17 protein-coding genes are annotated in these 24270 nt (G+C 41.2%); 6 read left to right on the top strand and 11 right to left on the bottom strand.

Features of this window, described 5'->3' with window-relative positions; all coding sequences use genetic code 11:
- Positions 1-8: 8 nt before the first annotated feature.
- From HMPREF0766_RS16390 to HMPREF0766_RS16405, 4 genes are all read right to left on the bottom strand, one after another.
- Positions 9-3071: a SusC/RagA family TonB-linked outer membrane protein gene (locus HMPREF0766_RS16390; protein ID WP_002999598.1), complete on the bottom strand. Its 3063-nt coding sequence runs from the start codon at positions 3069-3071 to the stop codon at positions 9-11.
- Between the two features lie 485 nt (positions 3072-3556).
- Complete coding sequence (locus HMPREF0766_RS16395; protein WP_002999601.1) at positions 3557-5272, bottom strand: GMC oxidoreductase; 1716 nt, start codon at positions 5270-5272, stop codon at positions 3557-3559.
- A 16-nt stretch (positions 5273-5288) separates the two neighbouring features.
- On the bottom strand, positions 5289-5780 hold the full coding sequence (locus HMPREF0766_RS16400) for a gluconate 2-dehydrogenase subunit 3 family protein (protein WP_002999604.1): 492 nt from the start codon (positions 5778-5780) through the stop codon (positions 5289-5291).
- A 101-nt stretch (positions 5781-5881) separates the two neighbouring features.
- Positions 5882-6544: an HAD family hydrolase gene (locus tag HMPREF0766_RS16405; RefSeq protein ID WP_002999606.1), complete on the bottom strand. Its 663-nt coding sequence runs from the start codon at positions 6542-6544 to the stop codon at positions 5882-5884.
- 174 nt (positions 6545-6718) lie between these two features.
- On the opposite strand from HMPREF0766_RS16405, the gene HMPREF0766_RS16410 reads away from it, so the two are divergent.
- The 4 genes from HMPREF0766_RS16410 (at position 6719) to HMPREF0766_RS16425 (ending at position 11214) form a co-directional block, all read left to right on the top strand.
- Positions 6719-7330 carry a fumarylacetoacetate hydrolase family protein gene (locus HMPREF0766_RS16410; protein WP_002999609.1) on the top strand — a complete coding sequence of 204 codons (612 nt, stop codon included), beginning with the start codon at positions 6719-6721 and terminating at the stop codon, positions 7328-7330.
- Between the two features lie 5 nt (positions 7331-7335).
- A complete protein-coding gene (locus HMPREF0766_RS16415) occupies positions 7336-9057 on the top strand; it encodes a M23 family metallopeptidase (RefSeq protein ID WP_002999611.1) in 1722 nt (573 codons plus the stop codon).
- A 106-nt stretch (positions 9058-9163) separates the two neighbouring features.
- On the top strand, positions 9164-9628 hold the full coding sequence (gene bcp, locus HMPREF0766_RS16420) for a thioredoxin-dependent thiol peroxidase (protein ID WP_002999615.1): 465 nt from the start codon (positions 9164-9166) through the stop codon (positions 9626-9628).
- Between the two features lie 116 nt (positions 9629-9744).
- The gene (locus HMPREF0766_RS16425) at positions 9745-11214 is read left to right on the top strand and encodes a glycine--tRNA ligase (protein WP_002999617.1); all 1470 of its coding nucleotides are present in this window, start codon (positions 9745-9747) and stop codon (positions 11212-11214) included.
- Positions 11215-11259: 45 nt separating this feature from the next.
- Here HMPREF0766_RS16425 and HMPREF0766_RS16430 read toward each other — a convergent pair whose 3' ends face one another.
- The 5 genes from HMPREF0766_RS16430 to HMPREF0766_RS16450 form a co-directional block, all read right to left on the bottom strand.
- Positions 11260-12978 (bottom strand): M64 family metallopeptidase, encoded by a 1719-nt coding sequence (locus HMPREF0766_RS16430; RefSeq protein ID WP_002999620.1) that lies wholly within the window; start codon positions 12976-12978, stop codon positions 11260-11262.
- A 13-nt stretch (positions 12979-12991) separates the two neighbouring features.
- Complete coding sequence (locus HMPREF0766_RS16435) at positions 12992-13870, bottom strand: AraC family transcriptional regulator (protein WP_002999622.1); 879 nt, start codon at positions 13868-13870, stop codon at positions 12992-12994.
- Positions 13871-13952: 82 nt separating this feature from the next.
- The gene (locus HMPREF0766_RS16440) at positions 13953-15203 is read right to left on the bottom strand and encodes a DUF4369 domain-containing protein (RefSeq protein ID WP_002999625.1); all 1251 of its coding nucleotides are present in this window, start codon (positions 15201-15203) and stop codon (positions 13953-13955) included.
- Between the two features lie 140 nt (positions 15204-15343).
- Positions 15344-17674, bottom strand: a complete 2331-nt coding sequence (locus HMPREF0766_RS16445) for a glycoside hydrolase family 95 protein (RefSeq protein WP_236590597.1) — start codon at positions 17672-17674, stop codon at positions 15344-15346.
- Between the two features lie 92 nt (positions 17675-17766).
- Positions 17767-19647: an alpha-L-fucosidase gene (locus HMPREF0766_RS16450; RefSeq protein WP_002999631.1), complete on the bottom strand. Its 1881-nt coding sequence runs from the start codon at positions 19645-19647 to the stop codon at positions 17767-17769.
- A gap of 192 nt (positions 19648-19839) precedes the next feature.
- Here HMPREF0766_RS16450 and HMPREF0766_RS16455 point away from each other — a divergent pair, with 192 nt between their 5' ends.
- Positions 19840-21336, top strand: coding sequence for a catalase (locus HMPREF0766_RS16455; RefSeq protein WP_002999635.1), 1497 nt, complete (start codon positions 19840-19842; stop codon positions 21334-21336).
- 74 nt (positions 21337-21410) lie between these two features.
- Here HMPREF0766_RS16455 and HMPREF0766_RS16460 read toward each other — a convergent pair whose 3' ends face one another.
- On the bottom strand, positions 21411-22244 hold the full coding sequence (locus tag HMPREF0766_RS16460) for a siderophore-interacting protein (protein ID WP_002999640.1): 834 nt from the start codon (positions 22242-22244) through the stop codon (positions 21411-21413).
- Positions 22245-22457: 213 nt separating this feature from the next.
- Here HMPREF0766_RS16460 and HMPREF0766_RS16465 point away from each other — a divergent pair, with 213 nt between their 5' ends.
- The gene (locus tag HMPREF0766_RS16465; protein WP_002999645.1) at positions 22458-23630 is read left to right on the top strand and encodes a trans-sulfuration enzyme family protein; all 1173 of its coding nucleotides are present in this window, start codon (positions 22458-22460) and stop codon (positions 23628-23630) included.
- 47 nt (positions 23631-23677) lie between these two features.
- On the opposite strand, the gene tpx is transcribed toward HMPREF0766_RS16465, so the two are convergent.
- On the bottom strand, positions 23678-24178 hold the full coding sequence (tpx, locus tag HMPREF0766_RS16470; protein ID WP_002999648.1) for a thiol peroxidase: 501 nt from the start codon (positions 24176-24178) through the stop codon (positions 23678-23680).
- Between the last annotated feature and the right edge of the window lie 92 nt (positions 24179-24270).

Below are 24270 nucleotides of genomic sequence, written 5' to 3' on the forward strand. Positions count from 1 at the left end.
ATTTCCTATTAAAATCCAACATTAAGTCCTACAGACCATGATTTAGTACGCGGATAGAAACCTCTAGAATCTATTCCTGAGGCAAATCCTGTATCCTGCAATTCCGGATCAAGACCACTATAACTGGTAATCGTAGCGATATTGCGACCTGTCACATATACATACAGATTACGGATATAATCGGTCTTCAATTTAAAATTATAGCCCAATGTGATATTATCCAGCTTCACAAAACTTCCGTTCTCTAAATAGTAATCCGAATATTGCGGATCGTCTTTGATATTGGCATGTTTAGTAAAAGCACTTTCCAGTACATTATTCGGCAGCCATTTCTGATTTCCGAAAAACATATCTGCCGTATTCAGAATATCATATTTGAACTTACCTCTGAAAAATACGGTGAGGTCAAATCCTTTATACGAAAAGCGGTTGCTTAGAGATGCATTGAACTTAGGAACACCATTACCGATATAGGTCAGGTCATCATTGGTAATCTCTGCAGCTGTACCGGTGCTTCCGTCAGCTTTATAGAACAACCATTTCCCTTCATCTGTCAGCCCCGCATATCGTTTACCGTAAAAAGAGCCGACTTCTCCTCCTTCTTCCAGACGTATGGCATTCCCCAGATTTCCCGGTGAAGGAAGTCCTCCGAATTCCAGCCAGTTACTTTGGAAAATCTCATTCGACAACTTTGCCAGTTTATTCTTTTGGTAATTACCAGCGAAATCTACATTCCAGGAGAAGTTTTCTTTCTTAACAGCTGTTGCTGACAATTGCAGCTCAATACCTTTGTTATCCACCTGCCCGACATTATACCATATTTTAGATTGTACATATGCCGGCTGCTGTGCCCGGTATTCATCAATAAGATCTTTTGTTTTTCTGTTGTATACATCAATGGAACCTGTGATCCGGTTATTCAGAAATCCGAAGTCCACTCCGATATTTGTTTCTGCTTTTTGCTCCCATTTCAGATCCGGATTTGGATTAGCGGCAGGGCCATAGGTTTGATAATAGATACCATCCTGCGGATATACTCCTCCAGTACCCAGTCTCAGAATGGACTGATAATTCGGTATACCCTGATTCCCCGTCACTCCGTAACCAACCCTTAATTTCAAATCATTGATCACTTCTTTATTACCGAAGAAACTTTCATTTGAGATCGTCCATCCTCCTGATATTGCAGGAAAATTACCCCACTTATGATTCGCCCCGAATCTGGACGAACCTTCTCTGCGCAAAATAGCACTTACAAAATAGCGGTCCGCATAGTTATAATTAACACGTCCAAAGAAAGCCACCAGGGTATTATCTTCCTTAAAAGATCCCATTGTCGGTCTCGGAAGCTGTGCATTGGTAAGAGCCGTTCCGGAGTTCATATCCCAATCCAGAAAACCATCGGTCGTAAATCCGTTGTTAGACATTTCAAAACGCTCATATCCTGTATATTGATAACTATACCCCAATAATCCGGTAATGGTATGTTTTTCATTAAAGGTCTGGTTGTAGTCAATAGTAGATTCAATGGTTCTGGTCCAGTTCAGTTCATTCCTTTTGTAGGCATATGCTGTACCTCTGTAATCTGTATTGGGACGTTGATCCCAATCCTGGGTAGAACGGTAACGCCTGTCATTCCAGTTGTCACGGACATAGGATCCGAACACCGAAACACTTAAAGGATCAATAATTTTCAGCTTTAATTTTGCATCTCCTGAAAAAGTTTGCTGATTCCGTTCATCTATACGATATGCCAGGCGACTCATAGGATTATAGTTGTTGTATTCCTGCGTCTGATAGAATGTCCCGTCCGGATTATAGATAGGTGCGGTAGGATTACGCTGGATAGCCTGTTCAAAGTCCGGTACATTTTCACTGTCTTCATCCTTTTTACCTCCCAACATATTAGCTTTGTTAAAATTGGCGGCTATATTTCCGGAAAAGGTAAGCCTATCTTTCAATCCTGTCTGAGAAAAACTGAATCTTCCTCCAAACTGCTTTCTGCCATTCTGTTTAGCAATACCATTCGCATCCTCATAGTTGATAGAAGCTCTGTAGCTGGATTTGTCCCCGCCGCCACTCGCGATAAAATTATGGAAATTCGAAAAATTATTCTTGTCGATCAGCTCGTCAAACAGATCTGTACTGGCTCCGAGATCAGATTGCGGACGATTAAGACCTTTGACTACATACTCTCTGAACTGATCCGCTGTCAGCATATTCGGTTTACTGGCGACAAATTCTTTTTGTCCGTAGGTAAAATATTCAAACTGAGGAGCTCCGGGTTTACCCTTTTTGGTGGTAACTAATACGACCCCTCCATTACCGCGGGTACCGTAGATCGCCGCAGCCGAACCGTCCTTGAGCACACTTATGGATTCTATGTCTCCTTGCTTGACCAGATCCAGACTACCTCCCGGGATACCGTCAATAACGATCAAAGGCGAATTGGAACCCTTCAAAGATGCCATACCCCGCAATTGTACAGAAGTTCCCGAGTTTGGGTTACTTCCCTGTGCTCTGGTGATGTTAAGACCTGCTACTTTTCCCTGCACCAGTTCCATAGGATTACGCATCCCTCCCTGATTAAAATCTTTTTCCTTTACTGTCTGTACAGCTGAGGTTACTTCACTCTTTTTCTGTGTACCATACCCTACTACTACGACTTCCTCTAATGATTCGCTTTCCGGCTTTAGTTTGACAGCGATACCGGAAGTGCCCGTGACAGGTACTTCTACAGGCGAAAAACCGATATAGGAAACGATCAACGTACTCCCGACTTTGGCTTCCAGGCTGAAATTACCATCCTGATCGGTTTGTGTCCCGACAGCCGAACCTTTCAGTTTGACGGTTACCCCCGCCAGTGGAGTACCTGTTTCCGCGTCTGTTACTTTTCCGCTTACTGTTTCCTGTTCGGATTTGTTTAAATAGGTTACTTTGTCATGAACAAAGCGGCTTTCTGCTGTACCGTCTGTTGCATAAGCATAATTTAATGCGAGCAGGGATAGCGGGACTACCCACCATTTCGCTCGACGGCCCGCAGGCCGTAAAGGTTTAATGTAATAATTCATGTTTAGTTAGTATATGTTTGAAAAATCTATAATTAGTTAAAATTTACTAAAACGTTTTACCTAATAGACACAATAAAGGGCAACAGCAATACCTCCTTAATCATTCTATGTTGAACAGGTAATTTTTACAATTTATAAGGTGATTTTTCTTTTTTACTAAAACGTTTTACTTCGTGGTGCAAAAAGAACCAGCATTCACGTATACAAGAAAAAATTAAAATCGGTTTATTTTCATATGGCTATTCTAAAGTTAAGATTTAAATCTTAAAAACCGTTGATCTTTTTTCAGTTTTTAATATAACATATAACCTATGCTACAAGTACTTATTAAAATTTCATAAGTAAAAACAACAAAAAACCCCGTCTTAATATATATTAAAACGGGGTTTGTGTAGATTTTAAAGAATCTGTGTCAGATCTGGAGACAGGAAGCGTTTTCAGGCAGGAACCTGATATGATTCTGTCACAAAAGGTTTCGCATTAGTCTAAATATTTCCCTTCTTCATTTCCTGCAGCGCATAGTCAACCGCTCTGGCAGAGAAGGCCATATAGGTTAGGGAAGGATTTTGAGTAGAAGTAGAAGTCATGGCTGCTCCATCTGTCACAAATACATTCGGAACGCTGTGCATCTGATTCCATTTGTTGAGGACAGACGTTTTAGGATCATTCCCCATACGCGCTCCTCCCATTTCATGTATATCCAGTCCGGGTGCCTGACCATGGTCGTCTTGCTTTATATTGGTAAATCCGGCTTCTTCAAACATTGCTGTCATCTGCTCCAGATAGTCTTTTTTCATTTTTGCATCATTGTCGTCATATTCAACTGCAATTTTCAGCAACGGAACTCCCCAGGCATCTTTTTGAGAACTATCCAGTGTGACCTGACCGGATTCTTTCGGAATCGTCTCACCCATCATATGTGATCCTACGCCCCATAATCCATACTTTGGATTCAGAAGATTATTTTTGAAAGATTCACCGTATCCGGACTGATCTGCACTCTTTGAACGGTAAGCTCCAAATCCTGCTGCATATCCTCTCAGAAAATCTGTTTCCTGTTTATGTAAATTGCGGAATCTAGGAATATATCCTCCTCCGGCAGGATTACGGCCATCGGTAGTATAGTCCATGAAACCTTCATACTCTGCATATATACGTGCGCTGTAATTGTGAAAAGCAACATATTTACCTAACACACCGCTGTCATTGCCCAGACCGTTTTCGAAGCGCCTGGATTTGGAATTCAGCAAAATCAGATTCGTATTTAATGCCGCAGCATTTACAAAGATCACCTTTGCAAAGAAGTCCATCTCCTCTTTAGTTTCTGTATCAATGACTTTAACACCTACCGCTTTTCCCTTCGTATCATCATACAGAATAGAATGGACCACCGAGAAAGGTCTGAGTGTCATATTTCCGGTCTTCGCTGCCCACGGAAGTGTGGATGCATTAGAACTAAAATAACCTCCGAACGGGCAGCCTCGCTGACAAAGTGTACGATTCTGACATTGTACACGTCCCTGATCGAGATGAATTTTATTAGGCTTGGATAAATGCGCACAACGAGCCGAGATCACTTTTCGTTCGGGATACTTGTTTTTCATTGTTTGCTGAAAATATTTCTCCACCACATTCAACGGATATCCCGGAAGAAACTCACCATCCGGAAGCTCAGGAAGACCGTCTTTATCTCCGGCAATACCGGCAAAACGTTCGACATAATCGTACCACGGCTTCAGATCTGCATAGCGGATAGGCCAGTCAACAGCAAACCCATCGCGTGCAGGTCCTTCAAAATCAAAGTCTGACCAACGCTGTGTCTGTCTGGCCCAAAGCAGAGATTTTCCACCAACCTGATAGCCACGGATCCAATCGAATGGTTTTTCCTGTACATAAGGATGCTCCTGATCTTTTACGAAAAAGTGAGCCGCATCTTCATGAAATGCATAACAACGGTTAACAATAGGATTTTCCTGCTGCACCTTATACGGCATCTCTCCGCGGTGCTCAAATTCCCAGGGATAAAGATTAGTGGTAGGATAATCCTTGACATGCTTTACATCACGGCCTCTTTCCAATACCAAAGTCTTTAATCCTTTTTCACAAAGCTCCTTTGCAGCCCAACCACCACTTATTCCCGAACCAATGACGATAGCATCGTATGTTCTGTTCTTTACGCTGTCCGTATTTATATTTGCCATTTTCCTTGATTCTTTATTATGCGTTGATTTTCATTGCACCATTGTACCTGCCGGGAACTAATTCATAAATTAGTTTATTCTTCATGACATATTCCGAATTGAGATATCCCTGAGTAGCTCTTTTTTTGAATATCTTATAAAAAGCACTCTTTTCCTTTGCTTCTTCTTCCGACTTGAAATATGCTCCGATCTTATCTGCCGCAGCACCATCCAGATCAGATCTGTTTTTCTCCAGGCCTTCCAGGAAAGCTTTTTGATCTTCAGGTGAATGACAATCATCTACCATTTTCATTACAAAAAGGTGAAGATTTAACTTTTTACCTCCAGGAGAATCTGTCTCAGGAATAAGTACATCTACCAGATTAGCCAGAAATTCTTCATCCTTAGCAGATAACCTGATGGTATGCAGATCTATAGACGTTCCACCCTGCTCCCGCAGGCAGGAAGGCAATAACGCAAGCCCTCCAGCAATAATAAAAAGTTGTTTTACCGCAGTCCTTCGGTTCATAACATGATGTTTATAATTTGTAATATTAGAAATATTCTAACAAAAATCAAAAAGCTAAATCGATTAAAGCCAGTAATAATTTCAAGACATTCTGGATTATTTTATGAGATGTTATTTTTAAGGTGGTCCCAGACCTCCTGCAGATCTGTGAACAATTGATCAGCAATAATTAGTTTTTCCCGTTCTACTGGTTGTTTGGTAACTCCTATACAATACAAACCGGCAGCCTTAGCTGCTTTCGTTCCTGTAATAGTATCTTCAATGGCTACACAATCTTTCGGGTTTAATCCGGATTGCTTAGCGGCAAGAAGATAGGGTTCAGGATCAGGTTTTGGTGACTGTACATGGTCTCTCGTCACAATCAGCGAAAAGTAGGAGAGCAGATCATGGTGGCCCAGTACCGTATCGACAGTAGTCTGATAACTTGAAGTAACCAATCCGATTTTGACCTGATGCGCTTTCAGATGTTCCAGTATTTCCTTTGCATATGGCATCAGTGCAATAGTCCGCATATCCGATTGTGCATAAGCCGCTCTGGTACGTTTCCACATATATTCATCTGTTGTATCTACATTCCACACTCTTTTCATTGTCTCAATATTGACTGCTAAAGTGTGACCCGCAAAATGTACAATCCAGTCTTCAAAATTAATATGGATAGCAAAATCCTCCGCCAGAATAGGTTGCCAGTTTTGGAAATAAAAATACTCCGAATCTATAAGTGTCCCGTCCAGATCAAAAAATACAGCTTTAAATTTGTTCATGATACAAAGCTAAAGTTTTTGATCCGGTAAACTAAAGATTTGATATTTAAGTCTTCCCTCCGGATAAAAGACTTCTGTCTACATAACAAAACTAATACTTGTGAAAAAAAGCAAGTTTGGGTAAGTTTGTTGAGTATACGCACATTAACACTTTAGCACTATACCTCAATTGATATGAAGATAATAGCCGTAGGTCGCAATTACATTGACCATGCCAAAGAACTCAATAATCCTGTACCGAAAACTCCTGTCATCTTTATGAAACCGGATACAGCACTGTTAAAAGACAACAAGGATTTTTACTATCCCGAGTTTTCCAAAGATATTCATTACGAAGTCGAGGTTGTACTTCGTATATGCAAAGAAGGCAAACATGTATCTCCAAAATTTGCGCATACATATTATGATGCAATCGGTCTTGGTATTGACTTTACTGCACGGGATATACAGCAGCAACATAAAGAAAAGGGACTACCCTGGGAACTGGCCAAATCCTTTGATGGTTCGGCAGTCATAAGCCCTTTTATCCTGAAGGACACATTTTCAGACCCTGCTCAACTCAGCTTCAGTCTGCAGAAAAACAAAGAAATTGTGCAATCCGGACATACGAAAGATATGATCTTTTCCTATGACCAGCTGATCGTCTTTATATCACAATACATTACTTTGCGTAAAGGAGATTTTATCTATACAGGAACGCCTGCAGGAGTAGGGCCGGTCTCCATCGGAGATCGACTTGAAGGATTTATGGAAGAAAAAAGCATGTTTACCTGTCAGATTAAATAATTTAAATGAAGAAACTAAGTATATATCTGGGGATACTGGCATTGACAGCAACGTCTGTATCTGCTCAAAATATTATCAAATCCCGAACATATCCGCAGAATTATTTCAGACAGCCTATGGATATTACTCCGCAGGCTTCGGGAGGATTCGGAGAACTAAGAGGAACCCATTTTCACGCCGGAAACGATTACAGGACACAACAGCGAATCGGAATCCCGATTTATAGTGCCGCCGAAGGCTACGTATCGAGAGTCCGTGTACAGATCGGCGGAGGCGGCAACTCGGTTTATGTTGATCATCCCAACGGGTATACATCTGTATATCTGCATATGGACAGCTTCAATGATCAGCTAAGTGAAATTGTTAAAGCCGAACAGTATAAAAAGAAAAGCTTTGATGTGGATATAGACCTCCCCCGCAATAAGGTTGTCATGAAAAAGGGACAGCTTCTAGGTAAATCCGGCAATACCGGAGGATCAGGCGGACCTCATCTTCATTTCGAAATAAGAGATACCAAAACCCAAAACCCGCTCAACTCGCAACTCTTTGGCTTATACTTTGAAGATAATGTATCTCCCGTAATCCGTGGAATTACAGTGTACGATATAGGGAATGATGTATTTGATGAAAATACTCCGCGCAGGCATCAGGGTATAAAAACTATCGGAAGTGGCACTTACGGTTTAGCAGGAGGTGCTCCTATACCGGTTAATGGAAAATTCGGATTGGGCATCAATACGATTGACAGACATTCAGGAACTAATTTTAGTTTTGGTGTATATTCCATTGAACTCTTGCTGGATGATGCTCCTGTAAGTACGATCGTCTTTGAGGAATTATCGTTTGCAACTTCCCGGGCGCTCAATTCCTATATAGATTACCCCTATTTTATGAAGACGCAGGCAAAAATTCAAAAAAGCTTTAAGGATCCGAATAATACCGCACCGATCTACAAGCAGTTGAATAATCTGGGCTTTATCGAATTAAAGGATAACAATGTGCATAAAGTTGATTATATAGTCAAAGATGTGCATGGTAATACCAGCAGGATCAGTTTTAATGTACAGCAAAACCCCACGTTCAATATCAGCCGTAAACCGCAGACCGGGACAACTGTATTCAAATACGGTCAGGAAAACAATTATGCGGCGGACAATGTCCGTATAACTGTTCCTAAGGGAGTGCTCTATAATGATCTTTATCTGAACTATTCTCAGGGAGCAAAGCCAAGAGGAGGATATTCTACTCTGCAGCGTGTACACAACGATATGGTCCCGTTGCTGGACAATTATAAATTGAGTATCAAACCGGATGCTACTCTACCGGTTTCATTACAGAGTAAAGCTATAATTGTTGATGAAAGGGGCCGGTCCAAAGGAGGACGCTATGAAAATGGCTGGGTTGTAACTTCACTTCGTGATATGGGAAGCTACTATATTGCTGTAGATACGGTGGCTCCGGTCATCACGGCACGAAATCTGACAAACGGTAAAAATCTCGCAAATCAATCTAAGATAGATTTTACCATATCAGATAATCTGTCCGGTATACAGACTTTCAACGCTTATATTGACGACAAATGGGTACTGATGGAATATGATCCTAAAAATCGTCATGTATGGCACACATTTGAACCCTCGCTGTCTAAAGGTAAACATACCTTCAGACTGGAAGTAAAAGACATGAAAGATAACACAAAAATATACGAAGCGACTTTTACTAAATAAGCAAAGAGAAAGAACTTCTATGTCCCGGAATAAGAAGCATAATATTCCGGCATTATTCGTGGATCAGCATTATATTATTTACATTTAACTCTTAAATTTTTCACATATGTCAACACTTGAAACAGGAAACAAAGCACCGGATTTCAGTGCCAGAAACCAAAACGGAGAAACAGTTCATCTTTCGGATTTCAAAGGGAAGAAAGTCATTTTATACTTCTACCCAAAAGACAATACTCCTGGTTGTACAACAGAAGCCTGCAACTTCAGGGATAATTATCAGTCACTGAAAAAAGAGGGTTTTGAAATCCTCGGCGTCAGTATTGATACGGAGTCTTCACACCAGAAATTTACAGCTAAACATGAGCTTCCTTTTCAATTATTGGTAGATGAGGATAAGAGCCTGGTAGAAAAATACGGGGTATGGGTAGAGAAGAACATGTACGGTAAAAAATATATGGGGACGGCCCGTACAACCTTTGTTATTGATGAAAAAGGAAATATTGAACATATCATCAAAAAGGTAGATAACAAAAATGCTTCGCAACAGATCCGGGATCTTTACGCCAAATAATAAAGATACAGGGGGACAACACGGATGCTGCTATCCTACAGAAGCAACAACATCCTAAGTCTAACTCTGATATTATCTGAATACTAAGTATCAAATATTTCTTATATTCGCCTCTTATGAGCAAACAGACTGACGATTTTTTTAAAAGTGTAGTATCACACGCGAAGGAATACGGTTTTGTATTCCAATCAAGCGAAATATATGATGGCCTTAGCGCTGTATACGATTACGGCCAGTTAGGGTCTGAATTAAAGAATAACCTGAAGACGTACTGGTGGAAATCTATGGTGCAGTTGAATGAAAATATTGTCGGTATTGATGCCGCCATTTTCATGCACCCGACGACATGGAAAGCTTCCGGTCACGTAGATGGATTTAATGATCCTATGATCGACAATAAGGATTCGAAAAAGCGTTACCGCGCGGATCAGTTGATCGAGGATAAAATAGCTCGTTACGAAGCTGACGGAAAAACAGATAAAGCAGCTGCTTTATTAGCGGATCTGAACAAAGCATTGAATGCTGATGATCTGGCAGGATTGAAAACCATCATCGAAGAACATAATATTGTATGTCCGGTATCCGGAACCAAAAACTGGACTGAAGTACGTCAGTTCAATCTGATGTTTGCGACTCAGATGGGCGCTATGGCTGATGGTGCAGAGCAGGTATACCTGCGTCCTGAGACTGCTCAGGGTATCTTTGTGAACTTCCTTAATGTACAAAAAACAGGTCGTATGAAGATTCCGTTCGGTATTGCTCAGATTGGTAAAGCTTTCCGTAATGAAGTGATCGCCCGTCAGTTTATCATGCGTATGCGTGAATTTGAACAAATGGAGATGCAGTTTTTCTGCAGACCGGGAACTGAAATGGAATGGTACAACAAATGGAAAGAAACACGTCTGAAGTGGCATTTAGCGCTTGGTTTTAATCCGGACAACTACCGCTACCATGACCACGATAAATTAGCACATTATGCAAATGCTGCAGTAGATATTGAGTTTAATTTTCCGTTTGGCTTTAAAGAAGTAGAGGGTATACATTCCCGTACAGACTTTGACCTGAAACAACATCAGGAATTTTCTAAAAAGAAAATGCAATATTTCGATACGGAGATCAATCAAAACTATATTCCATATGTGATCGAGACCTCTATAGGACTTGACCGCTTATTCCTTACTGTATTGTGTAATTCACTGGTACAGGAAGATCTTTCTACAGATGAAAAGCAGGATTCCCGTGTAGTATTGAAATTCCCGCCGGCTCTTGCTCCTGTTAAAGCAGCTATTTTACCGTTGACCAAAAAAGATGGTCTTCCGGAAAAAGCACGTGAGATCATGGCTACTTTAAAACTGGATTACAATGTACAATATGATGAAAAAGATGCTATTGGTAAACGCTACCGTCGTCAGGATGCTATCGGTACACCTTTTTGTATCACAGTAGATCATCAGTCTCTGGAAGATAATACCGTTACGATCCGTGATCGCGATACTATGAAGCAGGAGCGTGTAGCCATTGCTGATCTGGAAAGAATAGTAAGTGATCTGGCAGGCTGGAACACGTTATTAAAAAAGTTAATATAAGCCTCTAACATAAAAAAGAGCAGTCAATGACTGCTCTTTTTTATGTTATCTGACTACTATCTGCAACCGCTCACTTACACAGGTTGTCTCTTTATCTACCTTTTGTACAAATATGCGCAACGGCTTATGAGGCTGTTTGATGGTCAGTGTATTATTCTTTCCTGTTGGCCTTACAAATTCGCCACCCAATTCATCAAATTCATATAAGGGTTTACCGTCTTCGTAACTCCAGATATAGTTATATCGTTCATCATCTTTTTCATCTACGAGGAGCAATACCTTACCCGACTCTTTTATTTTTTTAATGACCACTTTCCCCGGCGGATCTATTGCAGGAAGTATTCGCACAGTCACAGCTGTACGGGCAGATACCTGCCCCTTCCATGTACTCTCCACATAATACGTTTTACTTTCTTTTGAACGCGGAACAACAAAATTCGCGGTAGACCGCAAAAGTTCTCCACCGTAGGGCACTTCATACCACTGATAGGCAATCCCGGCTTGAGGATTTTTGACCGAGAGTGACTGATAACCATTGAAGCATGTTTCCAATGTGTCTCCCCAGGTAGATACAGGCGCTGTCAGCACAGTTTCTTTTTCGGCATGTATACTCCAGACCGCAGTGTATATATGTTTGGCATGTTCTTCTGTTCTCACCAATTTCGTATTGTCATACACGACAGCTTTGAGTTCATTCGTACCGGCATGAAACATTCCCCTATTGATATGGATCGCTTCCTTATCCGCATCTATCTGCTCTCCGTTTAATATCCATTTTACATCAAGTGTATTAGGAGAAGGCCTGATCAGACTTAGTGAAAATTTATTGACAGTATCCGCAGACAGTACCTGCGTAGTTCGGGGAGAAGTATTTTTGATAGGATTAGTGAGTTTATGAATGGTTTCGACAAATGCCTCCTGACAAACATTACAAAATGGCGCTACAAGATATTGCATCTTACAAAATTCATGTGGTCTGAACCATGTTGAGGGCGAAGCTTTAGATCCGTACGCATACACCCCAATTCCATTTGTACCGATCCAGTTTTTCCATCTTACTTTAGTAGGATTCCCTTCCTGAGAACGATTCGGGCTTTCTATAGCGTATTGGTTTCCGGCCCAGTATTCATCTGCCAGCACAGCAAAGGAATGGCCTATCTCATGTACGGCAATATCATTACTTGCGGCATTGACTGTAGCAGTTGCATATTTTCCTCCCGACCCTCCGTAGTAAGGTGAATTTACCAGAATCACAACCTGAGAGTAATTTGGAATATGGTCTTTCAATACTTTTTGAATAGCCTCTTCATGATGTGGTATGACCAAACGATGTAATCCCATATTATCAAAACTGCTTCCAAAGATCGTTTTCGGATTGGAGGCAGGAACATTTGTATTTCTGGTATACTGATTGAAACGAACGGGCATATTTCCATGTCCGTGGTCTTCTTTCGGGCAATCATTGCTCACTCCCTTGTGAATAGCTCCCGATTCTTCCGAAGGTGTGCGGATCGCAAACACATTAAAGTAACTGGTATATTGACGAAAGGGTTCTGTATTGAAAAAATAGCTGTTAAATCTCCTGGCGTCTTCCACAAAATAATCCAGCTCAGCTGCAGTATAACCATCTGCCAGAATAACCATGTTCACAATATGCTTATTAGTGCCCTGATATTGTAACGTATCGATCCTGTATTGCTGAGCAGAGGAGAGGTTAACAATTGACAGGATAGCCAATAATAAGAAGGCTCTTAATATATACATGTTACTTAGTTGTTTATAATCCTTTGGCTTTATAGGTAGTCAGATAGTCACTTGGTGATAATTTGGTTACTTTCTTAAATACTCTGTTGAAATTCACAACATTATTAAATCCGGTACGGAAAGCGATATCGGCCACATTCTCAGACAGTCCGTTGATCAGTAATTTACAGGCTTGCTCTATTCGGATTTCATTTAGAAAAGTTACATATGTCTTACGTGTATGTTTTTTGAAATACTTACAAAAAGCATGTGGAGTCATATGCGCGATAGAGGAAATCTGTTCCAGAGAGATCTTCTCTGCAAAATGCTTAAAGGTATACTGAAAGATATCATTGATACGTATTCCTTCCGCATCCGAATATTTTTTCTGTGGAATTCCGGTGTAGAGGGAGGTCCACAGCTCTATCTTTTTGCTCAGATAATCCACAAGATCCAAAAATTGTAAAAGCCTCGAGGTGCCCTCCGCAGCATTGATATCCAGAAATCTGGATTTCAGATGGACAGCATAGTCAGCCGTTAGTTTTTTACTGCCCTGTATATGTTCCAGAAATGACTTTACACTATCAAATTCGGAAAGATTCAGAAAACTTGTAAAATTATGGTAATCAAAAAAGATATGAATCGCATGGATGCCGTTCTCATTGGCCTGTTCGGACACCATATCGGCTTTCTTGAACATATGCGGTTCATCAGCATCTACAATAAAGATCTCATCCTCCTGAAAATGATGGGAGAAATTCCCGATCAGAAAAGTACCTTTCCCTTTCAGAATATAGGTTAGCTGGATTTCTTTGTGTCTATGATAATTTCCATAAAATTCAGGCAGAATATCTTCCTGAACACAAACAGAACCCTGATCCGGAACCGGAACTGTAAACTGGACAATTCTCATTTTTTACCTATAACAAAACTAATATTGCTCATTTGTCCAAATATAAGGTTTTTTTTAAGCAAAAAATGTAAAGCTAATAGCTTTACATTTTTTGAAGTTCCTTTTTCAGTGTTGTCATAAATTCCGGGGTAGCCGGATCTGCTCCTCTTAGATTCACCACTTTCAAAGTTGCGGGATTTACCCATAGATATGCGGGAAACTGAGTTACATTATAATTATTAATGATAAAATCTTTATCTGTTACATTCAACAGATAATTATTCAGCCCCATTCCTAAAGTCTTACTTCCCTTTTGCCATTCTTCAAATTGCTTTTCTACAGACAGATAGATAACAGGTACACCAAGTGCTTTCAACTGAGATTCTTTACGGAGCAATTCCGGAATATCCATCCTGGAAAACCTGTCTTTACTGGACCATACCGCTACAATCAGTAATTTATCTTTATTAAACCGGGATAAATGCAGAGAATCACCTTGTACGTTACGTGGTGTAATATTCGGGAAGGCCGGCATATTTTCATAGAAATCCTTTACACGGTCTACTTTTTCCCGTGCAGCCAGCGTCAGCGGATGCTGCTGGATAACGGGTTCCAGACTATCCAGGACTGCAGCATATTTCGCATAATTATCCTCTCTGATTGTTATAAACCGAAAAAGATAAGGTGTCATTAAAGAGGCACGATGTACCGGATTGACTACAAAAGCTGCACTGACCTCAATTTTAGGATCCAGTGCAGCTAATGCCCTGCTTTCGGCCTGCGCTGCATGCATACGGTCTACTGCACGCCCATACGCCGCATCTTGTCCCGGCCCCAGCGTCAGCAATAATTCGTTTAACTGATTTCTTTCATTCGAAAGACTATTAATTTTCTGCTTTAATTCGGCTTGTTTTCCTTCTACAGCCTCATTAAATGCAAAAAGATCATTTGATGCCTGCGAAGTTGTCTTTATAGCTGCTTCCTGAATGATATTTTTGTCCTTATAACGGATCACTTCAAAATCATAAGTACAATCATTCTCTAAAAACACAGGTAATACATATTTGAAGGGCTTGATCCCTTCTCCCTTATCTGCGCGCACTATCAGATCATAAATACCATCACTGGCCAATTCTCCCTCCAGCTCAAATATCCCGTTTTGAATAGTTGTCTTCTGAAATTGTTGCAACTGATTGTCATGATTCTGCAGATATACCTGCTGTCCTTCATTAAAAGCGACCTTTCCTGTGATTTTATATTTGATAACACCTCCCGTTTTAGGCTTATCTTTAGGATTGGAAGTACAGGATAACAATCCCGTTATAAGAAGAATACAGAAAAGATATTTTTTCATACTTGGTTATAAATTTATGCTATCGCAAATCAGGAACAAAACCTGTACTGTTACTAAATATACAAAATGAGGAGGAATTCAGCAGTCAGTCATACCTTTACGCCTTACCGGCAAAACGGAAATCAGCCTTCCTCCCTTTATTAATCCAGTTTGTGCTGCACGACCACATCATTGACCAATACAAGTGTATATCCTGTTCCTCCCGTGATTTTATATTCCAGGACGCGTCCGTCTTTCCAGATCATATCTATAGTATGACCGCCTCTCGCTTTGAGACCTTTCACCTGTCCGCTTTTCCATGCGGAAGGCAAAGCGGGCAATAAATGAATAAATCCGGAGTGGCTTTGGATCAACATTTCAGCAATCCCTGCCGATCCTCCGAAATTACCATCGATCTGAAAGGGCGGATGTGCACAAAAGAGGTTTGGATAGGTCCCGCCACCGGCACGGTAATCCGTATCATCACGATAGGCAGGTTTCAACAATTGTCTGAGGATCTCCAGAGAATGGTTTCCATCCTGCAATCTTGCCCAGAACAAAATCTTCCATGCTCTCGACCATCCTGTCCCCTCGTCTCCTCTTACAGTAAGTGTCTTTTTAGCTGCATCCACATATTGAGGAGTGATTTGTGGTGATATAAAATTGGCCGGATACAACCCATATAGATGTGAAACATGTCTATGCTGCGGCTCTACTTCTTCATAATCTTCCAGCCATTCCTGTACTCTGCCACTCTTACTAATCAATACGGGGGGTGCAAGTTGCTGAATCTGCGTACGCAGCGTATCTGTGAAAGTATTATGCTGACCTAAAATACTATCTGCGTCTATAAGATTCTTATATAGTTCTCTGACTATCTGATTGTCTATAGCCGGCCCCATCACTACAGCAGCAGTTTTTCCGTTTTTCATCCGAAAAGCATTTTCAGGAGATACGGAAGGTGAGGTTACGAGCCATCCGGTTTTGGGATCTGTCACCATGGTATGTGCATAAAAACGGGCCGCACCCTGCATAACCGGATATACCTCTTTGAGATATACACTGTCTTTAGTAAACTGATAATGCTCCCACAAGTGATTACATAACCAGCCGGAGGCCGTACTTGCCCCCCAGGAAGCCTGTTCTCCGGGAGCAGAATATCCCCATACATTTGTCATCATATACACCACCCATCCCGGAGCATTGTAATAGGCTCTGGCTGTTTTCTCTCCTGTTTTTGCGATTTTTTTGATCAGCTCTATAAAGGGAGTATGATACTCCGAAAGATTATTGACTTCCACCCCCCAGTGATTCATCTGTGCATTAATGTTGAGGTGATAATCTCCATTCCATGGGGTCTGTATCTGATGTGCCCACAGGCCCTGCAAATTGGGAGGAAGTGCTCCTTTTACATCCGGTGCAGTACTTGAAATATTAAGATACCTCCCAAACTGATAATACAGGGCTGCCAGTCCGTTATCCTGTGCAGGATTATCATAAAAGGCTCTGAGACGTTTATCTGTGGTTATGTCAGACTTATCAATATCATCTTCCAGCTGTAAATCTACACGGTTAAAAACAGATTCATATCGGGAGAGATGCTGCTTGAAGAGTTGCGGGTAAGGTGTATCATACGCCAGTTTCAATTGCTCATTTACGTATTGCTGAGGGTCAGGATGAAAGTAACTCGTTGCTGCCGCAAAGAAGATCAATACTTCTGAGGCTTTAGAAACAGTCAGTGCTGTATCCGAAGCTGCGACTTTTCCTCCTCTGTGGAATATCCTGATTTTGGATGAAAAAGAAATTCCGTCACCTCCCTTTCCATCGGGCAATACTCCTGACATGGAAAATTCATTACCTTTTGAAGTATACCGTGCCCGTTCCTCTCTGCTTAGCGATGCAGAAAAATTTAATGCTCCTTTTTTACTTGACGTAAGGCGTACTACACCCACATTCTGATCATAGGATGTAAAATATTCACGGGTATATTTTACGCCGTTGATGGTAAAGTGAGTCCGCGCTACAGCATCTTTAAGATCAAGGGATCTTTCATAGCCTGTGGGCTGATTAGTCCCCGTAAATTGCAGATTTAAAAATCCAAGATTCTGATAACATCCAAAAGGTACATTTGCCCCATTCCCGTGTCCGCTTCCTTTGCCACTGGTTACAAAATTCTTATTGACGAGTCGTTCAGCCTCATCATTTTTGCCCTCGAACAACAACTTTTGAATTTCCCCCACACTCTTATAAGCTGTGTAATTGTTGGGATCTTCTTCACTTCCGGACCACATGGATATCTCATTGAGTACAATCTTCTCCTTCTGAACTCCACCATCAGGCATCATACCAATCAATCCGTTTCCTAATGGTAATGTTTCTTCCCATCTCTTTGCAGCCTTATCATACCATAGTTTTAAGGAATTGGATTGTGCAACAACAGTTGAAAAACCAGTTAAAAATGTACAGGCCAGAATAAGGATTTTTTTTCTCATGAGCATATAATAGTTATGAAGTACCCTTGCTGACCGCTGAAGGTGAGCAATCGGCAAGGGTATCTTTTTTGTCAGTGTACTACAGGTACACCTTATGGAGTATACAATTCAAATCCTGCTGCTGAAAATGTATTACCTAACGTTTCTTTAGGTATAAATTTAAGATATTTCGTGTGTACAGGTTTATCAAAAAATATCTTTTGCAGAATCGGATTCGCTTTGATATTCGCAAATTCTCCGCTTTGGATTAGTTTCCAGTCCTTATTATTATCACTTGTATAAATCTCATATTTAGTCGGTAACCCTTCTGTACTGCCATCCTGTCTCGGAAGATACCCCAATCCGGATAAGGCAGCATTTACTTCAAATATTATTCCTTTATCAGCGTCTTTGGTTACGCCAAATGTCTGCGGATTACCATCAAAAGCTTTATCCAGTCCTGCAGCAGGATGAACAGTGTATTGTGTAGCGGAAAGCGTTTTAACAGCCGCCGCTGACAATGTAAACGGTTCATCAAATTCTTTGAACAATCCAAAATCACTCAGCGCGGGAGCGACAGGAGCATACAGATGTAATCTGAGTTTGCCGGCTTTGACCGGCTTGTCCAGTTTGATTAAACGCGTCGATCCTATACTGGTCGCTCTGGCAAGTGGAGTCCATTTATTCTGTGCCCACACTTCAATAAACACACTATCCACCCGCTGCCCCAATTTAATATTTTCACGCAGACGAATCAGATTAAACTCCTTTTCACCTTGCAATTCGATCTCCAGAGTAGGGTTATGCACATTGTCCTCTGTTGCCCAGTAGCTGTAACGGTCATTATCCAGTACATTCTCCGGTTTAAACAACTTAGCTTTTCCCCGTACGTTGGATGCCTTTAGTTTTGCTCCCTGAATCAGATTATGATGAAACGTTTCTGTTATCTTCTTGCCGAAAGCCGCCAATGAACGGACATCATTTTCATGAAGCTGTCCGGACGGCATAGGAGCCAGACCCAAATTCATATTTGCACCGCGCCCTACACTTTTCAGATAAATCTCAAAAAGCTGATTAGGCGTCTTGACTTTATCATTCTGATCCGCATGATAAAACCATCCCGGTCGCTGAGGCACATCGCATTCTGCCGGAATCCAGTATTTACCATCCCGATCTCCGGTAGGCAGATTGCTGTCATCTACGACTCCGGGTACAGGTTTTTTCCCATCCAGACTTTTAGGTGTAATAGTCGCCCAGCTAGTTTCTGCTGCAAATCCATGTTCATTGCCCACCCATCTCATATCCGGACCTACATCACTGAATATCATAGCCATGGGCTGCAGCTTACGTACGATAGGCCATGTTTTTTCTTCCCAGGCATAATAGGTAGTACGATCGACGACTCTTTTCTCATTCCTGCCACCATAATAACCGTCGCCACCATTTGCTCCGTCATGCCATGAGGTAAACAGTTCACCATAATTGGACATCAATTCACGGAGTTGCTCACGATAGGCATCAGCGTATGCCGGAGTACCATAGCGGGTATCGTTACGATCCCAGGCAGACAGATATACTCCAAATTTCATTCCTGCGCGATGAGTCGCATTCATAAATTCTTTGACCATATCCCCTTTCCCGTTCTTCCAGGGTGTAGAAGCTATATTATATGTTGTAGTAGCAGTAGGCCACAGACAGAAACCATCATGATGCTTGGCCACACTGATAAGCCCTTTGAATCCGGCACTGGCAGCGGCCTGAGCAATCTGATCGGCACTGAAATCTGAGGGATTAAACAGAGAAGTTGGTGCATCTCCGTATCCCCATTCCTTATTCTGGAAAGTTGTAGGCGTAAAATGTACTAAACTATACATCTCCATTTCATGCCATTTCAATTGTCTCTCCGAAGGGATAGCACCATATGGCTTTGGCTCTTGCTGTGCAATTAAACATGCGGGCAACAACAATGCCCCTATTAGGTTGGTAAACTTCATTTGGTAGTAAGTAAAACAAAACCGTAAAATACAGTTTTTCCGGAGAAAAAATACATAAATATAATATATAGGATCTGATTAATTATATAGAATTTATTTATAACACATTATTTTTTAGAATGTGTTATATCTAATAGATGTCCCTACTTTTGAAGAGTAAACTAAAGAGAGAAATGTATAATAATTAAGGTTATGGAAGAAAATAAAAAGAAAATTACAACTGCATCCGGTGCCCCTGTAGTAAATTATGAAGACACAATGACAGCCGGCCCACGGGGCCCGGTTTTATTGCAGGATTACTTTCTGCATGAGAAATTGGCGCATTTTAACAGAGAGCGCATACCGGAAAGAATTGTGCACGCCAAAGGTTCGGGTGCTTATGGTACATTTACCGTGACCAATGATATTACGCAATATACACGTGCAAAATTTTTGAATGAGGTCGGTAAACAGACGAGATTATTTATTCGCTTTTCTACAGTCGGGGGCGAAAAAGGATCTGCTGATTCTGAGCGTGATCCCCGCGGATTTGCGGTTAAATTCTATACAGAAGACGGAAATTATGATTTAGTAGGTAACAATACTCCTGTATTCTTTGTAAAGGATGCAAAAAAATTCCCTGACTTTATCCATACACAAAAACGTGATCCGTATACCAACTGTAAATCTCCGACAATGATGTGGGATTTCTGGTCCTTAAATCCGGAATCTTTGCATCAGGTTACTATTCTGATGTCAGATAGAGGAACACCTTACGGATACCGTCATATGCACGGGTTTGGAAGCCACACTTTCTCAATGATCAATGCCAATAATGAATTGGTTTATGTAAAATATCATTTCCGTACAGAGCAAGGCATCAAGAATCTGACCGATGCTGAAGCCGCCGACATGAGACGTGAAGATCCGGACTATGCACAGCGCGATCTGGTGGAAGCGATAGACAGCGGTAACTTCCCGAAATGGAAACTATATATACAGGTCATGACTGTAGAGCAAACCAAAACATTCCGATGGAATCCTTTTGACCTGACAAAAGTATGGTCTCAGAAAGAATATCCGCTTATAGAAGTCGGTGTAATGGAGTTAAATGAAAATCCGGACAACTATTTTGCTCATGTGGAACAAGCTGCTTTTGCTCCGGCACATGTGGTTGACGGTATCAGCTTTTCGCCGGATAAAATGCTGCAGGGACGAATCCTGTCGTATCCCGATGCTCAACGGTATCGCCTGGGAGGAAACTACGAACAAATTCCGGTAAACAGATGTCCTTTTATGGTGACAAACTATCAAAGAGATGGACTGATGACGGTCAATGGAAACAGCGGATCAGACCCGAATTATTACCCGAATAGTTTTGACGGTCATTATGAAGATCAAAGTTACAAAGAACCTGCAATCCAGTTAGACAGTACTATAGGTGATCATTATGATCGTAATGCTCCTGGAGAAGACGATCATTATACACAACCGGGAGATCTTTACAGACTGTTAGATGCTGAACAAAAACAGCATCTGATCAATAATATTGTGGGTGCAATGTCAGGTATTGAAGGGCCTAAAAAGATGGAAATCATCAACCGTCAATTGTGTCATTGGTTCAGAGCAGATATCAACCTTGGTATAGGAGTGGCACAGGGACTGGGATTAGATATGGCCGAATTGAGTAAACATATGCCACAGAAATAAGATGCAGCAAATCTCAATTGCATGCAATTGAAAAGGGCCCGGATTCGAAAGAAATCCGGGCCTTTTGTTTTACATTAATTGGATTGCTTACCGTAGCTTTCCTCATGTCGGTCTGCGGCAGACCCGTCTTCCGTCTGTCCTGCTTTCCAGTAGGAATACGCATACAGTTCATCTTTGGTCCATTCCAGTTCTTTTCGGAAATAATTGCGCAGCTCTTTTACGGTACGGTATTCCGTTGCAACATAAGCGAATTTGCGCACGTCCTGTGGTATTTCAATACTCCTTGCAAAGGAAGCCAGATCACTGCTCTTTTCGGGATTTATATTGTGTAGCCAGTGGATGCGGTATGACGCATTAGTTTCAGGTTCGATTTCATCTTCTTTGCCATGTACTTCCAGAAGTACTTCTGCATGTGCATTAGCAGGCAGATCTTCCAGAATAGCGGATATAACCGGAATAGCTGTTGCGTCTCCGATCAGAAAATACCAGTCTGCCTCTGCATAAAGAACAGAAGGATCCATATGCATCATAATACCCAGCAAATCTCCTTTTTGGGCGTGAATAGCCCATCTGGACGCGGGGCCAGCTTCTCCGTGTGCTACAAAATCGATCACCAGTTGTTTCTTTTCCACATCAATCGCCCGGTGGGTATACGTTCGTACAACCGGGGCTACTTCAGGGGCGGGATACAACCACTTTCCGGTCTCAAAATCAAATGTCGGAAAATGGATCTCATCGACTCCGGCAGGAGGAATTAAGATTTTGTTATTAACGCCTATTGTCGCATCTGCATATAAAGGAACGTCTTCTGATGTTAAAATAATCCGGATCAGATGGGGAGTCAAATAGATCTTTTCGACTACTCTGGCTTCAAACTGACCTGATTTACTTTTTGTCTTAGCTGCCATAAATTTATTGTTTTAATCAAAAGTAGCACATTATTTATAATTATTCTAAATAAGGTTGTTTTTATTTTCGATCGGTTTCAATCTTATCACAAACGAGCGCTATTACGACCAACCTCCTCAGCATCAGGAGTAATGTCTTGTGATACTAAAAAAATAATAAATCTACCATTCAAGTAGAATATAAAAAAAACAATTATGTACATTTGAACCATCATGAATAAAGATCAATCTAAAATCATACGCGAACAAGCCGATCGTTCAGCACAACGTGAGCATTCGGTTCCTTTATACTTAACCTCAAGTTTCATTTTTGATAGTGCAGAGCAAGGAAGAGCTATCTTTGCAGAAGAAGAACAAGGAATGGTGTATTCCAGATATGCCAATCCTAATACTACCGAACTGATCAATAAAGTGTGCATTATGGAGCAGGCTGAAGCGGGTCTGGCTTTTTCCTCCGGAATGGCTGCCGTATTTGCTTCCTTTGCAGGCATTATAGAAAGCGGAGATCATATTGTTTCGTCCCGTGCGATATTCGGTTCTACACATCAATTATTTACCCAGCTGTTTCCGAAATGGGGAGTAACGACTACATATGTCGATGCTGCTCATCCGGAAGAATGGGAAAAAGCAATACAACCTAACACCAAGATTATCTTTCTGGAATCTCCCTCTAATCCGGGTCTGGAATTGGTTGATCTGGAATGGCTGGGCAAATTCAAGGAAAAATATCCGAATATCATTTTGTCAATAGACAACTGTTTTGCAACACCTTATCTTCAAAAACCAATTTTATACGGTTTTGATCTGGTCATCCACTCTGCAACCAAATATATGGACGGTCAGGGGCGTGTTCTTGGAGGAATTGTGGTCGGAAAGCAGGAACTAATTGATAAACTAATGTTCTTTATCCGCCATACCGGTCCTGCATTATCACCGTTTAATGCATGGGTAATTTCCAAAAGTCTGGATACCCTTGGGTTACGTATGGACAGACACAGCAGTAATGCGCTCGCATTGGCGGAAGCTCTGGAGCATCATGCGGAAATAGAGGATGTGAAATATCCTTTTCTTCCTTCTCATCCACAATATGAACTGGCGAAGAAACAGATGAAAGCCGGAGGCGGGATTGTGACATTTGTCGTAAAAGGCGGCTTCGAAAGAGCAAAAGCTTTTGTGGATCAGCTGGAAATGATTTTGTACACTTCCAATCTTGGAGATTCACGCTCCATTGCTACACATCCGGCATCAACGACGCATTCCAAACTAACCGAAGAAGAAAGACTCAATCTTGGAATCCGGCCGGGAAGCATACGCCTTTCGGTGGGTCTTGAAGATAAAGAGGACATCATCGGAGATATCCTGCAAGCATTAGATAAAACCAAATAACATAAGAAAGGCCGCAAATGCGGCCTTTCTTATGTTATTTGATCTGTTTATTTTAATGTTGCCAAAGCAGCATCATAATCAGGTTCGTTTACAATTTCGGAAACCTGCTCTTCATACACGACCTTTCCTTCTTCATCCAGTACAATCACCACACGGCTCAATAATCCTGCTAAAGGTCCGTCCGTAAGTCTCAACTGATAAGCATCAGAAAACGAAGAGTCTTTGTATTCCGAAAGCGTCAGAACGTTACTGATTCCTTCTGCAGCGCAAAAACGCCCCTGTGCAAAAGGTAAATCTTTGGAGATACACAATACGGTCGTATTATCCAGATCCGCAGCTGCTTTATTAAAAGCACGGACTGAAGCAGCACAGGTACCTGTGTCAATGCTGGGGAAAATGTTTAAAACCACTCTTTTTCCTTTAAAATCAGTAAGTGATTTATCAGAAAGATCTCCTGCAGTCAATTTAAAATCAGGAGCTTGTGAACCAACTTTCGGAAGGTCACCTTGTGTATGTACATCACTTCCTTTGAATGTAATTGTAGCCATAAATTATTGTCTTAATATATTATTTGATACGCTTTACTTAATAGTACTAAAGATACGACCAATAAAAATATTACACAAGATTTATTATTTTT

It is taken from the genome of Sphingobacterium spiritivorum ATCC 33861, assembly GCF_000143765.1.
Taxonomy (GTDB): domain Bacteria; phylum Bacteroidota; class Bacteroidia; order Sphingobacteriales; family Sphingobacteriaceae; genus Sphingobacterium; species Sphingobacterium spiritivorum.

Bases quoted from the DNA above. Each gene is read 5' to 3' on its own strand.
- HMPREF0766_RS16390 (WP_002999598.1), bottom strand. From the start codon at position 3,071: ATGAATTATTACATTAAACCTTTACGGCCTGCGGGCCGTCGAGCGAAA.
- HMPREF0766_RS16395 (WP_002999601.1), bottom strand. From the start codon at position 5,272: ATGGCAAATATAAATACGGACAGCGTAAAGAACAGAACATACGATGCT.
- HMPREF0766_RS16400 (WP_002999604.1), bottom strand. From the start codon at position 5,780: ATGAACCGAAGGACTGCGGTAAAACAACTTTTTATTATTGCTGGAGGG.
- HMPREF0766_RS16405 (WP_002999606.1), bottom strand. From the start codon at position 6,544: ATGAACAAATTTAAAGCTGTATTTTTTGATCTGGACGGGACACTTATA.
- HMPREF0766_RS16410 (WP_002999609.1), top strand. From the start codon at position 6,719: ATGAAGATAATAGCCGTAGGTCGCAATTACATTGACCATGCCAAAGAA.
- HMPREF0766_RS16415 (WP_002999611.1), top strand. From the start codon at position 7,336: ATGAAGAAACTAAGTATATATCTGGGGATACTGGCATTGACAGCAACG.
- bcp (WP_002999615.1), top strand. From the start codon at position 9,164: ATGTCAACACTTGAAACAGGAAACAAAGCACCGGATTTCAGTGCCAGA.
- HMPREF0766_RS16425 (WP_002999617.1), top strand. From the start codon at position 9,745: ATGAGCAAACAGACTGACGATTTTTTTAAAAGTGTAGTATCACACGCG.
- HMPREF0766_RS16430 (WP_002999620.1), bottom strand. From the start codon at position 12,978: ATGTATATATTAAGAGCCTTCTTATTATTGGCTATCCTGTCAATTGTT.
- HMPREF0766_RS16435 (WP_002999622.1), bottom strand. From the start codon at position 13,870: ATGAGAATTGTCCAGTTTACAGTTCCGGTTCCGGATCAGGGTTCTGTT.
- HMPREF0766_RS16440 (WP_002999625.1), bottom strand. From the start codon at position 15,203: ATGAAAAAATATCTTTTCTGTATTCTTCTTATAACGGGATTGTTATCC.
- HMPREF0766_RS16445 (WP_236590597.1), bottom strand. From the start codon at position 17,674: ATGAGAAAAAAAATCCTTATTCTGGCCTGTACATTTTTAACTGGTTTT.
- HMPREF0766_RS16450 (WP_002999631.1), bottom strand. From the start codon at position 19,647: ATGAAGTTTACCAACCTAATAGGGGCATTGTTGTTGCCCGCATGTTTA.
- HMPREF0766_RS16455 (WP_002999635.1), top strand. From the start codon at position 19,840: ATGGAAGAAAATAAAAAGAAAATTACAACTGCATCCGGTGCCCCTGTA.
- HMPREF0766_RS16460 (WP_002999640.1), bottom strand. From the start codon at position 22,244: ATGGCAGCTAAGACAAAAAGTAAATCAGGTCAGTTTGAAGCCAGAGTA.
- HMPREF0766_RS16465 (WP_002999645.1), top strand. From the start codon at position 22,458: ATGAATAAAGATCAATCTAAAATCATACGCGAACAAGCCGATCGTTCA.
- tpx (WP_002999648.1), bottom strand. From the start codon at position 24,178: ATGGCTACAATTACATTCAAAGGAAGTGATGTACATACACAAGGTGAC.